1 tRNA gene is annotated in these 273 nt (G+C 36.6%); it reads right to left on the minus strand.

Annotation, left to right across the window (positions count from 1 at the left end):
- Positions 1 to 97 precede the first annotated feature (97 nt).
- A tRNA-Ile gene (locus tag LQ677_RS14625) sits at positions 98 to 174 on the minus strand.
- Positions 175 to 273: the final 99 nt, after the last annotated feature.

Genomic DNA, 273 nt, shown 5'->3' on the forward strand with positions numbered 1-273 from the left:
TATTAAGCTTGTTGAATTTCGTTAAAAATTCACTCGGTTTTTTGCTTGGTAAAATCTATTTTACTTACTTATCTAGTTTTCAATGTGCAATTTAAAATGGTGGGCCTAAATGGACTCGAACCATCGACCTCACGCTTATCAGGCGTGCGCTCTAACCAGCTGAGCTATAGGCCCATTCTTAAGTTGAATGTTATAAACATTCAAAACTGAATACAATATGTCTCCGTTATTCCATGACCTAATGGTCATTCCGTAATATCCTTAGAAAGGAGG

This window comes from Mammaliicoccus sp. Q-M61 (genome assembly GCF_022386055.1).
In the GTDB taxonomy this organism is placed as follows: Bacteria; Bacillota; Bacilli; order Staphylococcales; family Staphylococcaceae; genus Mammaliicoccus; species Mammaliicoccus sciuri_A.